Annotated in this window: 11 protein-coding genes; 7 read left to right on the top strand and 4 right to left on the bottom strand. The window is 37.6% G+C overall.

Annotated features, from left to right (window positions below; all coding sequences use genetic code 11):
• The first annotated feature begins 85 nt into the window (after positions 1-85).
• Positions 86-664: a hypothetical protein gene (locus tag QUF86_RS11195; protein ID WP_289334369.1), complete on the top strand. Its 579-nt coding sequence runs from the start codon at positions 86-88 to the stop codon at positions 662-664.
• Between the two features lie 140 nt (positions 665-804).
• On the opposite strand, the gene QUF86_RS11190 is transcribed toward QUF86_RS11195, so the two are convergent.
• From QUF86_RS11190 to QUF86_RS11180, 3 genes are all read right to left on the bottom strand, one after another.
• Positions 805-1,296, bottom strand: a complete 492-nt coding sequence (locus QUF86_RS11190; protein WP_289315037.1) for a PTS sugar transporter subunit IIA — start codon at positions 1,294-1,296, stop codon at positions 805-807.
• 86 nt (positions 1,297-1,382) lie between these two features.
• Positions 1,383-1,769: an iron chaperone gene (locus QUF86_RS11185; protein ID WP_289334368.1), complete on the bottom strand. Its 387-nt coding sequence runs from the start codon at positions 1,767-1,769 to the stop codon at positions 1,383-1,385.
• Between the two features lie 74 nt (positions 1,770-1,843).
• Positions 1,844-2,506, bottom strand: a complete 663-nt coding sequence (locus tag QUF86_RS11180) for an alpha/beta hydrolase (protein ID WP_289334367.1) — start codon at positions 2,504-2,506, stop codon at positions 1,844-1,846.
• Between the two features lie 216 nt (positions 2,507-2,722).
• Between QUF86_RS11180 and blaOXA the strand changes: the two genes are divergently transcribed.
• The 6 genes from blaOXA (at position 2,723) to QUF86_RS11150 (ending at position 11,568) form a co-directional block, all read left to right on the top strand.
• Entirely contained in the window at positions 2,723-3,514 is a 792-nt protein-coding gene (blaOXA, locus tag QUF86_RS11175) for a class D beta-lactamase (protein WP_289334366.1), read from the top strand.
• A 399-nt stretch (positions 3,515-3,913) separates the two neighbouring features.
• Positions 3,914-5,674, top strand: a complete 1,761-nt coding sequence (locus tag QUF86_RS11170) for a cache domain-containing sensor histidine kinase (protein ID WP_289334365.1) — start codon at positions 3,914-3,916, stop codon at positions 5,672-5,674.
• 61 nt (positions 5,675-5,735) lie between these two features.
• Positions 5,736-6,908: a response regulator gene (locus QUF86_RS11165; protein WP_289334364.1), complete on the top strand. Its 1,173-nt coding sequence runs from the start codon at positions 5,736-5,738 to the stop codon at positions 6,906-6,908.
• Positions 6,909-6,946: 38 nt separating this feature from the next.
• A complete protein-coding gene (locus QUF86_RS11160; RefSeq protein WP_289334363.1) occupies positions 6,947-8,227 on the top strand; it encodes an ABC transporter substrate-binding protein in 1,281 nt (426 codons plus the stop codon).
• Positions 8,228-8,460: 233 nt separating this feature from the next.
• A complete protein-coding gene (locus QUF86_RS11155; protein ID WP_289334362.1) occupies positions 8,461-9,927 on the top strand; it encodes a glycoside hydrolase family 68 protein in 1,467 nt (488 codons plus the stop codon).
• 132 nt (positions 9,928-10,059) lie between these two features.
• Entirely contained in the window at positions 10,060-11,568 is a 1,509-nt protein-coding gene (locus tag QUF86_RS11150) for a glycoside hydrolase family 32 protein (RefSeq protein WP_289334361.1), read from the top strand.
• Between the two features lie 338 nt (positions 11,569-11,906).
• Here QUF86_RS11150 and QUF86_RS11145 read toward each other — a convergent pair whose 3' ends face one another.
• Positions 11,907-13,664: a SulP family inorganic anion transporter gene (locus tag QUF86_RS11145; protein WP_289334360.1), complete on the bottom strand. Its 1,758-nt coding sequence runs from the start codon at positions 13,662-13,664 to the stop codon at positions 11,907-11,909.
• Positions 13,665-13,680: the final 16 nt, after the last annotated feature.

The raw sequence follows: 13,680 nt of genomic DNA, 5'->3' as shown, positions 1-13,680 counted from the left end.
GAGCAATCCACGTTTTACAAATCTAGCACAGGTCAAAAACAGATGGGAAACGACAACATTACCTTATGGGATAGGTGGTTCATAGATGGTTACCATTCAAACATATATATCAAAAAATAGTTATGATGCAATTATTAATAAACATTTATTAGCTAACGGAGATTTTATCCCAATCCATCACTCAAGCGCCAAGCAACTGGGAAATCAAAAGTTATTTACTTCAAAAGGAACTTCCTTATACGGCACAGTCATTATATCTTATCAAGATCAATTTCTCTCGAGCTTTTATGATTGGGATGATGTTGATGGTATTTGGCTTTCAATTTTACAGGCAATGTATGATTGTTTAAATACCGGTATTGGCAGCTGCGACTATTCAGAACGCTCTATGGATTGGCAAATGAAAAGGCTAATGAAAAAAAATCCCTATATATCATTTACATGGAACCATGGTTTCGCTAGCAAGGAATGGAATGATATGCCTAAGATATCCACACTAAGATTCCCTGAAAATGTGCTATTGAATAGTTTAATAGAAAAGGGGACTAAGTTCTTAAAATTTAGAAATGCTCTATATGATAGCGGTCCAAGCCAAAATATTAACCAGTTAATTAACGATCTTAAATCTTTTAGTAGTGATTTGGGGTATGTGCACTTGGAATAGTTCACTGTGCTAAGTGAAGCTGAAGTCTTGCAGCTGTATGTGATGGGTTTATAGTAAAAACATCCTTGCCAGCATTCGCCAGCAAGGACTGTTTTTCTTGTTTAGAAGTTTCTAATATAGAAGGCACTTGACGTTCTATTTCACTTCAAATAAACACTCATAATCTGTGTTTCCTTAATATTTGCTTGTGTACTATCTGTTTTTTCTATTTTTTCAACCAGGTCGCCATTCGTGACAACAATCGGAGTTACGATGCTTGGAGCTTTGGATTTTAGAAATTCAATATCAAATGTAACAAGCTTGTCCCCTGCTTTTACCCTTTGCCCTTCTGTGACATGGACTTCGAATCCCTCGCCTTTCAGGTTCACTGTTTCTAATCCAATATGAATTAACAATTCAATGCCATGCTTCGTGCGAAGGCCCAAAGCATGTTTAGTATGAAAAACCTGGATCACTTCTGCATCAATAGGAGAAACAACCAGCCCCTCCTCAGGAAGAATCGCTATTCCGTCCCCCATCATCTTACCGGAAAATACCGGATCCGGAACATCTTCAATATTTATTACTTGTCCATTTATAGGAGCAAGCAGTTGTTCCACTTTTTCTTTGTTACCGAATAATTTTTTAAACATATTATTCCTTCCTTTCTCTTTCCAGTTGATTTTAAGCTTCTTACAGCTTACATTTAGTGTTTTGTAAATTCTGATAATAGTCGAAATTATTTTTTCTTTTTCAATTTGCCTTCTGCTTTCTTCTTATTCTCTTCCACTCTAAATGTAACCATCTTGGTTATTATTTCATAAGGAATTGGTTTGTTAAGTGGAAACTGAACGGCCCCTTTTGAACATTTGTATTCAGATAAAGCATGTTCAAAAGCAGAGATCGCGTTTGGAGTTGGATAGAATCCAATATGTTTTTTATAGGCAGCGAAATGCACCAGATTTCCGTTTAAAACAAAAGTGGGCATTTGATAACTGATCTTTTCTTCTGCAGCCGGTGCTGCATCCTTTATGACTTTTCTTAACGTTTTTAATATCTCCTGAACTTCTTCGGGAAATTGTATAATGTATTCATCAATTGAATGAAATGTATTGGTTCCTTCCATGATTTCTCCTTCCATCAATCCAAACTACAATACACTTATTATAACATTTCCCTCCCCGAGCACCCGTTAGCTCGCTAACCTATATTAAGAGAGTCATTTTTTAAGAACTCTTCCATTCTTTTCATTACACCTTCTAGCATGGTAATCGACCTTGAAGTATTCAAAGGTTCACTATTCAAAGAATGATTAGCATAGGGGACTTTATCCATACTTATATTCGTTTTTGTTTCAATCATTTGAATTTTACCTGGAATATAATGATGATCTTTTTCTCCTATTATTATATGTACTGAATGGTGGCTGCTTAATAACCCTTCAAAAATCGAATCGAACTTCAATAGTGGCGTAAGCAAAATCATCTTGGAATTCATAAACTGCTCACTTTTCATAATTCCGTTGATGATTGGTATGGTACCAAGTGATTTGCCCAAAAATACAGTTTCTTGATATTCATGATTTTGAAGAACTTCAGTTATGACGGGATTAATATCATTAACTATCACTTTTGTAATATCTACCAACGGATGCTTGAATATATCCTGGTCGTAAGAGTAATGAACATGCACGACATCATACTGAGTTTGAAGCATGATCATTGTCGAATAATAAAATAGCGGCTTCTCATACGTGTAACCCGCACCAGAAAACATAAAACAAACGGCTGGGCTTCCATTTTCAATATGCGTGTATGTAATTTCTTTTTCATTACTATTTATTTTTCCTTGGTTAACCTTCATGATAGATTCCTCCCATTGAATCCATTCTATCGTTTGCTCTATATATTCATTAGCTACCCGCTGCATTCCTCCTTGATTGATACATCTAGATAGAATCCAAGAATAAGGTTTCGTTTTTTACCGGGAATAGGTATACTTTAGCTATCAACCTATTTTTTGGGAATTACTCTGTATTTCTGATGATCGATCAATCCATGCCTTAAAGGAGAGTGTGTAATGAAAATCAAAGCGTTATGTTTCATTCTTGTCCTGCTAGTCACTGGTTCCATGGGCTCGATTCATGCAAGTGCAAACGATCAAAAGGTGAAAGAAATGGATATCGGGGAGTCTTTCGATGGTGCGGAAGGTACGATGGTTCTCCAAAACTTAAAAAATGATAAAGTATTTATCTATAACAAACAGCGAAGTAAAGTACGCTACACTCCAGAATCGACATTCAAAGTGGCGAATGCATTAATCGGCTTACAGACAAAAGCGGTGAGCGATGAATATGAAGTGAAGCGCTGGGATGGCGTAATCCGGGAATTTGAAGATTGGAACAGGGACCATACGCTGGCTTCAGCCATGAGGCATTCTGTGATCTGGTATTATCAAGCAATGGCCCGCGATATCGGGGCGGAAAACATGCAGCAATATGTGAAACTAATCGATTACGGCAATCATGATATCTCCGGTGGGATCGATCAGTTCTGGCTGGACAGCAGCATAAAGATTTCTGCCCGGGAACAAGTCCAGTTCATCGAAAACCTTGTAGAGGAAAAACTGCCTATCGATAAGCAGCATATGAGAACCGTTAAGAGAATCATGATCAATGAAGAAGCAGACTCATATGTCCTCCATGGAAAAACCGGTACACGCCTTTCCGATATGGGATTGGGCTGGTATGTGGGTTACATCGAAACGGACAAAGGTAAATGGGCCTTCGCCACCAACTTGGATGGCAGCGGAAGTAAAGCCAAAACGATTACACTGGATACCCTGAAAGAGTTGGATATCATAAAAGAATAATAGTTCACGCATGCTCTTAATTCGGGCATGCGTTTTTAGTTTATGAAACTTCACCTGATTTGTCAGCACACACATTCAAAACTCCTCTAGACAAGCTCCTATAGTCGTAATCATTTATACTCTTCCTTCTTCCATTTTTGAAAAATGAGAAATTATGAATTTCCCGTTTTTTTATATCGAATAGTTTTTTGTTCCATGTTCTTAATGCGCATCACGTGTTTATGCCTTGTTGACGATACGTGTTTATTTGATATAGTTTTAAAATAGTATTCAAGACTGACTAAATAAAGCAAAAAAACTGCATCATAATAAAATGGAGCTAAGGATTATTTGTTTGTAACGTTTATATAAACTCTGCATGAAATAAATAATGGGCCTTTAGCGAAAGGGGCACCTTCTGTGAAAACCATTCAAAGTCGCTTATTGTTAATGTTACTTCTTTTTATCATCTTACCGTATTTTCTATCAGTGTTTCTGATTTACAGCTATACAAAAAATAGTGTGGAGAGACATGAGCTTGAAAATAGCCAAGAACAACTTCAGAATAACGCTGAAGAACTGGAGCAATACTTTGATGACATGATTAACCTTCCCTATCTATTATATCGAAATCCCGATTTATTCCGGATTTTCAAGAATGGTTTTGAAGACTCGATATATTTTAACCCGATTGCGATGGAAAAAAGCATAGAAACCTTTTATCTGATGCGAAACGAAATCCGTCAAGTACGGTTTTATATTGATAAGGATAAAGAATCGTTTACAGTTTATAATGCGACGGTCAGCGCCCGGAAACCTCAACCCGATTTATTAAATGAGGAACCGATAAAACAATTTTATAGCTCTGACTCCAATTACATGATTGAGCCGCCACATCAAATTCAAAATTACAATGACACAGCGATCATTCCCCAATCGGACGACACAATGGTGATGACTTTTCACCATAAAATAGTCGATGTGCCTTCAAACGAATATCTCGGAATAATTACAATTGATATAGATTTGGATGCCTATGCCCGTATATGTAACAGCCTTGTTCAAAAGGATGAAGAATCTGTAATACTTATGGATTCACATAACAATGTCATGTATGCAAATGATCGGTCCCTTATAGGAAAATCCGTTACTCCTGAATTTAAAAAGCAGATTACGGGTGAAGATATTATCTTAACCAAAACATTATCAGGAACACTAAATCATTGGAAATTAGTTAAGATAACCCCTAATCATGTATTATTCGATGATGTCCGGAAGACTGCCTATACAAATATAATCGTTGGACTAATAGTCGGCTTGTTAGGGCTATTAATGATTGGTATTATTTCATACAGAATCACTCGTCCCATTAAACTTCTTAGCAAGAAAGTGAGAACAATAAAAGGTGGAAATATGGATGTCCCCTTTGATGATGGAAGAAAAGACGAAATTGGTGAGCTGGAAAAACATATGAAGGATATGATGAACCGAATCAATCTACACATTGAAAGAGAATATAAACTCGAAATAGAAAATAGAAAAAACCAATTCAGAGCATTAAAATCACAGGTTAATCCGCATTTCTTATTTAATTCGTTACAATCTATTGGTGCAGTTGCCCTAAGATCTAATTCTCCAAGAGTTTACCATTTATTGACGTCACTATCTAAAATGATGCGCTACTCCATTAAGGCAAACCAATGGGTGTTGGTTCGAGATGAAATGAATTATATAGAAGCATACCTAAACCTTCAAATGGAGCGTTTTGGAGACAATGTGAACTATTCTATTAAAATAAGCGAGACGATTCTTGATATGACGATTCCAAGTATGATTCTTCAGCCCCTCGTTGAAAACTTTTTTAAACACAGTTATGAAGAAGGTTTCTATCATGCTCATTTAACTATTCATGGAGAAATACAAGGAGAATTTTTACACCTCATCGTTGAAAATTCGGGTCCTAGTTTGACTCAGGCGGAGCTTCAAATATTACGGGAAAATATATACGCGTCCCCACATGAAAGCACATATTCACATAATCATATCGGTCTGAAAAATATTTATGATCGTTTAGTTCTAAATTATGGATCAAAAGCAGGCCTGGAAGTGGATACGTATCAAGGACAAGGATTTTCCGTTAAAATAGTGATTCCACTAGAATTTCCGCTTGCTAATGAATAGATTGCTTCGTAGCTATTCAAAAACGGACACTTTAACTCATTCATATAAGGAGATGAAATCTGTGAAAACTTTAATTGTCGATGATGAGTTCAATGTACGTGACGTAATACGCCATTTGGGGCAGTGGGAAAAATTCGGTATCACCCAACTATTAGAAGCAAGTAATGGCGATGATGCAAAAAGAATGATAGAGAAGGAAAGTCCGGAAATCATCTTTACAGACGTGAAAATGCCTGGAATGAGCGGTATGGAACTAATCGAGTGGCTAGATTCCATTTCTTATCCTGGTAAAGTGATTTTAATTTCGGGTTTTGACGACTATTCATTTATGCGTAAAGCAATTCAGTTTAGCAGCTTCGATTATTTGTTGAAACCGATTGAAGCTGATGCATTTAACAAAACACTGGAAGAAGCCGTTAAATCATGGGCGAATGAAGAGGAAGTTCGTGCTAATGAAGATACCGGTGTATATGAAGATGTTAAAAGGTTTCGGAGTAATCAATTAGTTACTGCCGCTTGTATGGGGGAACACTTCGACAAAAACGATATTGAGTCATATCTTCCAAAAGCAGACGGATACACCCTTACATTAATTTCCTTTTATCAAATGCACCATCCTGCCCCCTACATCCAGTTACTCGCTGACGAACTTGTTGAGCGGAAAATCGGAAATGTATTTGCGCTTCAGAATGATCATAATCTTTGTCTAGTGATCACCATACCTGACCATTGGTTATCCGTTGAAGAGTGGATCAGTCATCAATTTGATATTCCTGTTCGCCTTGTTTGTGGCAAGCCCTTGGAATCATTAGGGGATATACACAATTCCTTTAAGTCATTACAAAAAGCAATGAAAAATCAAAACTTCAGATCCATCCACCGTTTGGATGACTTGGATGTTGCACGTCGCATAGAGGACATAGTTTCATATGTTGAAAAATATTACATGGAAGAATTGAGTTTAGAAAAACTATCGAATGTATTCTTCTTAAGTCGCGAACATATCTCAAGAAAGTTCAAACAAAAAACCGGAATGCTCCTGTCCAAATACGTCACTAAACTAAGAACTGACCAAGCAAAACGCTGGTTAAGAGAAACCGAAAAAAGTATTTACTCCATCTCTTTAATGCTCGGCTATCAGGATGAGAAATACTTTTCAAAACTATTCAAAAAAGTGGTTGGCATGACACCATTCGAGTACCGAAACGGTGAAAAGAATGCAGATCAGAAGTAAATAATTCACCTTAATTAGAAAATTGCAGGGGTGACATGATGAAAAAAGAGATACTAAACATATTTTTAATCGGAATATTGAGCCTATCACTTTGTGCATGTCAAACAAAGACCGAGAGCGGAACAAAAAAACCGGAAATTTCAGAGCGAAAAATCACTTTGAATGTAAGGAATCCGAAAGTTGAAATTTCTACGCAGTTCGAACAAATGGTGATTGCTTATGAAAAAGAAAATCCAAATGTAGATATAAAGGTTCACACGGTTGGCGGGGCTATGGATAACCTTGCTGATTTGAAAGCAAAAATGGCCACTGGCAATGGTCCTGATATTTTCACAAACAGCGGATACGAAAATGCCAAACAGTGGAGTGAATATTTAGAGGATCTTTCTGACCAACCCTGGGTTGAACATGCATATGAAGATGCGTTAACCCCTATGAAATTCGATAGGAAAATTCATGGGATGCCGGTTAATCTGGAAGGGTACGGATTTATCTATAATAAGGATATATTTAATAAGGAAGGAATCGATGAATTACCCAAAACGCTGACTGAATTAATAGCAGTGGCTGAAAAATTGCAAAAAGCAGGGGTTACTCCTTTTGCAACTGGATATTATGAAGAGTGGAAATTGGGTGACCACTTAATGAATGTCGGTTTTACAGAGCAAGAAGATCCACCGGCTTTTATAAAAGGCCTAAATGATGGAACTGAAAAAATATATAATAATCAAAAATTCAATGATCTAATCAATTTGTTGGATGTAACATTAAAGTATGGAAACAATAACCCGCTAACAACCGATTACAACATGGAAGTGAATCTATTCACTTCAGAAAATGCAGCGATTATCCAACAAGGAAACTGGATACAGCCGATGATCGATCAACAATCCCCGAATATGAACATCGGATTTATGCCAATACCAATAAATGATCAACCTAAGAAGGAAGCCTTGATGGTCGGCGTACCGAATTATTGGGTTGTAAACAAACAAACCACACCAGAAAAGAAGAAAGAAGCGAAGAGATTTTTAAATTGGATGGTTTCTTCCGAACAAGGCAAAATGTTTTTGACAGAACGCTTTAAATTCATACCTGCTTTCACTAACATTGAAGCTGACAATTTAGGACCTCTTGCTGATGAAACAATTCAGTATTATAAAGAAGGAAAAACATTATACTCAAACTGGTATGATTTCCCTGTCGGAATAAGAGAAGAATTCGGGGCTGCCATGCAACTATATGTAGGAAACAAGCTAAGTCGTGATCAATTACTGCACGAGTTTCAGAGGTCATGGGAAAGGGCTTCCAACGAATAAAATAGGACTTCTGTACACTTCTTGCCTCCTTTGTTGGGGCATTTTTTTGTACGGCGAAAACTATGATATCAATATAAGACTAAATTCTAATCAATATATGACATATCCATAGAATTAAGACTAACCTATAATTTTATTAGTACTTCAAACAGGCGGGACTGTTACTCCCAAAAAGTAATCGTTCCACTAGACTTTATTTTTATATACTAATAAACATTCTAGGAGGAAGGCATATGAACCTTAACAGACTTGCCAAACAAGCAACAGTAATAACACTTAGTACAGTTATCTTATTAGGAGGCAGTCGCTCAGAAACTTTCGCGGCGGCAAAAGACCCATTAGATCACAATGAAAAGTATGGCACTTCACAAATCACTCGTTACGACATGCAAAAAATGATTAATCAACAAGGCGATGCAAAGTTTACAGTTCCCAAGTTTGACGAATCAACAATAAAAAACATTCCCTCCGCAAAAAAGTATGACAAATCAGGAAATTTAATTGATATGGATGTATGGGATACCTGGCCATTACAAAACGCTGATGGTACAGTGGCAGAATATAAGGGCTATCATATCGTATTCGGATTGGCTGGAGACCCTGAAAATGGTAGTGACACGTTCATTTACTTGTTCTACAAAAAAGTTGGAGAAACATCCATTGATGCTTGGAAAAATGCTGGCAGAGTATTTGATGATAATGATAAAAATGTTCCAAATGATCCTTATTTAAAAAATCAATCAGAAGAGTGGTCCGGTTCTGCAACCTTCACGTCTGAAGGAGAAGTTCGCTTATTCTATACAAATCGCGGACAGTTTTCACCAGATTCCAAGCAATACGGTAAACAAACATTAACAACAGCTCAAGTAAACTTATCTGAGTCAGGTGCTGGTACATTGCAAGTGGATGGCGTAGAAGATTACAAATCCATCTATGAAGGCGGAGACAGCAAGTTTTATCAATCACATGATAAAGCTTTCGCTGATGAAAATTTTAGTGATAATCATACATTAAGAGATCCTCACTATATTGAAGATAAGGGTCGTAAATACCTTGTTTTTGAAGCGAATACTGGGACTGAATATGGTTACCAAGGAGAAGAATCCCTTTACAACAGTGCTTACTATGGCAACAGCAATAAATTCTTCCAAGCTGAAAAGGATAAACTTCTGCAAAGCTCTAAAAAAGGTTTAGCTGAATTAGCAAATGGTGCAATTGGCATCATTGAAATAAACGATGATTATACATTAAAAAACGAAATGAAACCCTTGATTGTTTCGAATACAGTAACAGATGAAATTGAACGTCCTAACATATTTAAAAAGGACGGAAAATGGTATTTATTCACAAGTACAAGAGGATCAAAAATGACCATTGATGGAATTGATGATAAAGATATTTACATGTTAGGCTACGTGGCAAATTCTTTAACTGGCCCATACAAACCGTTAAATAAAACCGGAATTGTCTTACATCAAGATCTTAATCCTTATGATATTACTTGGACATACGCTCACTATGCTATCCCACAACCGGAAAGCGATAATGTAGTTATTACAAGTTACATGACAAATAGAGGTTATTTTAAAGACCATAAATCTACCTTTGCCCCAAGTTTTTCACTTAACATTAAAGGGCCAAATACAGCTGTGATAGAAGATAGTATTCAGGAACAGGGTCAACTAACGAATAACCAATAATTCAATGTTAACCCTAATTTTTACAAAATAAATCAAAAAAAGAAAATGTCTATTAAATTGGCATTTTCTTTTTTTATTAGCGTGGTGATTTACTTGGACAAAATAGTTTTTACTAAGAAAGGTTTTAAGTCGTTGGCTCTATTATTACTTGGATTGTTCATTGCCGGATTATTAGTCTATCTAGTCAAATCAACTTTACCAGTTAAGCATAAAGAGGAATCGTATCGAGCTAACTACCATTTCACTGTACCTGACAAATGGAAAAACGATCCTCAAAGGCCGATTTTCATTGATGGTGAGTACCATTACTTTTACCTCTATAATGGGGATTATCCGGATGGAAATGGAACAGAATGGCGTCATTCAACCTCAGAGGACTTGGTGCATTGGAGTGATCAAGGGATAGCCATTCCGAAATATACCAATGATAATGGAGATCCATGGTCGGGATCAGTCGTTGTGGACAAGGAAAATACGGCAGGCTTTGGAAAAGATGCTCTTGTGGCAATTGTTACGCAGCCCTCCAAGGATGGCGGTAAACAGGAACAATTTCTATGGTATAGTACGGACAACGGTAAAACATTTACCTCCTACAGTGATGATCCCATCATTTCAAATCCAGGAACGAAAGATTTTAGAGATCCAAAAATCATCTGGGATGACAGTGATCATAAATGGATAATGGTCATGGCTGAGGGAACAAAAATAGGTTTTTATAAGTCTAACAACCTAAAAGATTGGCAGTATATGAGCGGTTTTGTCACGAAAAACATAGGTATTGTAGAGTGCCCGGACCTTTATTTGTTACGGGCGGATGACGGGACTTTAAAATGGGTACTTGGTGTCAGTGCTAATGGGCAATCGAATGGTAAACCAAACACATATGCCTATTGGACTGGAAGCTTTGATGGAATGGAATTCTTCCCAGATTACAATGAACCGCAATGGTTGGATTATGGCTTCGATTGGTATGGTGGAGTTACATTTGAAGATGGGACAGAAAGCGATAAATACAACAAACGTTATGCTCTCGCTTGGATGAATAATTGGGCCTATGCTGATAATACTCCGACCCTGAAAGAGGGCTTTAATGGAATGGATTCCATCGTTCGCCAAATCGGGCTAAAACATGGGGGCAACAACCTATATTATTTATCTTCACAACCTATCGAAGCATTGAAAGAATTGACGAGTTCAACGGATTCCTATGAACAAATTGAAGTGAATGGTTCCAAAACACTAGATGTAAAAGGTGATGTATATCAATTGGAGACGGATATCAATTGGTCAGACATAAACAATGTAGGCTTAAGGCTTCGAGAATCAGCAGATCGAACACGCCACATTGACGTAGGAATTTTTGTAGAAGAAAACTACTCTTATGTCAATCGAACTTTTACCGAACACCCTGACGAAAGTAATCAATATATTAAAAGCATTGCTCCATATGATGCTAGCAAGAAACATGTTCACTTAAAGATCCTCATTGATAAAACAAGTATTGAGGTGTTTGTGGATGATGGAAAGATTGCACATTCAAATTTAATATTCCCTGAATTTGATGATAAAGGAATATCCCTCTTCTCAGAGGGAGGCAAAGCGGTCTTTCATAATATTAAGATCAAACACCTCAGTGATTAATTGAACATCATTTATGAATGGCGATACTATGAGGTATACTTTGACCACAATTCACCATGTCTACCCAAAACTCTTCAATAAGGAGTAATAACGAACAGCCGGATTCAAGAAGTATTGAAATCCGGCTTTTCGCTATGGCTGAGAGGCTTCTGTCCCTCCCTCTCCATTGTGTCTTCATGAATCTATTTGTATTTGAGTTACTTCTACTTGTAACCTTCCTGACTACTACCGTATTCATTTATAGCCATGGTGAATCAAGAAGATAGTTGATTAGAAAAAAGGGCATCTGCCAAAAGCGGATGCCTTAATTTTCGTGAATTGATCTTTCTTGATAAGGGTCATGTTAACCCTATCTCCCGTTTTCTTTTCTGTTTTAATACCGCAGGCTTTGGAACCTGCTGGGAGAGTACCGTACATTCATCAAAAGCAAATTGTTTACACCCTTTACAACGGTTCTCATCCAGTTTGGATAAAGCTTCATTAATGGCATCACCCGTATTGGAAAAGAACCGTTCTTCACCAACCAGTTTAATAAAACCGGTTTTTTCGAGCATTTCTTTAGGTTCCTGTTGAATCCCGGAAATCAACACTTGTAGTTTGTGGGACTTGAATTGCTTCACAATGTCGGTGAGAAGTGCTTCACCCGAAGTATCAATGAATGACACATTGCTCATTCTTAATAGGAGGACTTTTGGTTTAGAACGCATCATTTCTTCGATTTCTTCTTGCAACCTTTCGATTGAACCAAAGAATAAAGGTCCTTCTATCGTATAAATGTTTATCTGCGGGCAGCTTGAACCTTGTTGCACCATTTCCGGTTTAACTAGTTTATCAGCTGGATCTGGTAAAACCTTTGTCAATTTCAGTGTACCGCTCATTAGTTTAACAAAAGATAGAATAGCTAATAGTAAACCGATTCCAACTCCTGTTGTCAGGTCAATCAAAACTGTTAACAAGAAGGTGACGATCAATACGACCGAATCCATGGTTTTTGCTTTTAAGATATGCGAAAATTCTTGGCGTTCGCTCATGTTCCATGCGACAAACATAAGAATGGGAGCCATGCTTGCCAAAGGAATGGCAGAAGCATAAGGAGCTAAACTGACTAACACCAGCAATACCACCAACCCATGTATCACACCTGATATAGGGGAAACTGCACCGTTTTTAATATTCGTTGCGGTACGGGCGATGGCACCTGTAGCCGGAATGCCTCCAAATAATGGCGTAATCATATTGGTCAATCCTTGCCCCATCAGCTCTTTATTGCTGTTATGTTTACTGTTGGTCATGCCGTCTGCCACTACAGCGGATAATAGTGATTCAATTCCTCCAAGCATGGCAATGACCAAAGCTGCCGGAAGGAGTTCAATCACTAGGCTGCCAGTGATATGGGGGAACTGAAAATGGGGCAATGCATTAGGGATGGCGCCATAAGCCGATCCAATGGTCGCTACCTGATCAGGAAAGAAAAAGGTGGCCACTAGAGTTGATACAATCAATCCCAGCAATGCTCCAGGGATTTTCGGTAAATATTTTGGAGTTAATATGACGAGAGTTAAACTTATGATAGCCACCAGTACACTGTAGATATTAACTGTATTGAAGTTCAATAAGATTTCTTTCATGTTTAAAAGAAAGACTTCTTCTTTTTTTAAGTTACTGAGTCCAAAGAAATTGGCAATCTGGCCAGAAAAGATAATCACAGCAATTCCAGCAGTAAAGCCGATGGTAACTGGACGCGGAATGAACTTGATGAATCTCCCCAGTTTGAACACACCTAAAAGAAAAATCATGATACCTGCCAAGAAACCGGCGATTAACAGTTTTTCATATCCGTACTGCATGACCACTCCCAACAAGATCGGGACAAAGGCTCCAGTCGGGCCTGCAATTTGATATCTCGATCCGCCTAAAAGGGAGACCATGATTCCAGCTATGATTGATGTGTATAGTCCGTATTCTGGTCTTACCCCTGAAGCAATGGCAAAAGCCATCGCTAAAGGAATTGCTACAATCCCAACTACCACACCGGCAACCAGGTCTTTCTGAAAATGGCCAAAGTTGTATCCTTCAAGCCTGCTAGAACCCATCATTTTATCACTCCTTCTT

The organism is Peribacillus sp. NJ11 (genome assembly GCF_030348405.1).
Taxonomy (GTDB): Bacteria; Bacillota; Bacilli; order Bacillales; family DSM-1321; genus Peribacillus.
Note: the sequence above shows the minus strand (reverse complement) of the source record. Positions and strands in the feature narration are given on the sequence as shown.

What these genes read in the sequence shown, in the direction of transcription:
- QUF86_RS11195 (WP_289334369.1), top strand. Translation starts at nt 86, where the DNA reads ATGGTTACCATTCAAACATATATATCAAAAAATAGTTATGATGCAATT.
- QUF86_RS11190 (WP_289315037.1), bottom strand. Translation starts at nt 1,296, where the DNA reads ATGTTTAAAAAATTATTCGGTAACAAAGAAAAAGTGGAACAACTGCTT.
- QUF86_RS11185 (WP_289334368.1), bottom strand. Translation starts at nt 1,769, where the DNA reads ATGGAAGGAACCAATACATTTCATTCAATTGATGAATACATTATACAA.
- QUF86_RS11180 (WP_289334367.1), bottom strand. Translation starts at nt 2,506, where the DNA reads ATGAAGGTTAACCAAGGAAAAATAAATAGTAATGAAAAAGAAATTACA.
- blaOXA (WP_289334366.1), top strand. Translation starts at nt 2,723, where the DNA reads ATGAAAATCAAAGCGTTATGTTTCATTCTTGTCCTGCTAGTCACTGGT.
- QUF86_RS11160 (WP_289334363.1), top strand. Translation starts at nt 6,947, where the DNA reads ATGAAAAAAGAGATACTAAACATATTTTTAATCGGAATATTGAGCCTA.
- QUF86_RS11155 (WP_289334362.1), top strand. Translation starts at nt 8,461, where the DNA reads ATGAACCTTAACAGACTTGCCAAACAAGCAACAGTAATAACACTTAGT.
- QUF86_RS11145 (WP_289334360.1), bottom strand. Translation starts at nt 13,664, where the DNA reads ATGATGGGTTCTAGCAGGCTTGAAGGATACAACTTTGGCCATTTTCAG.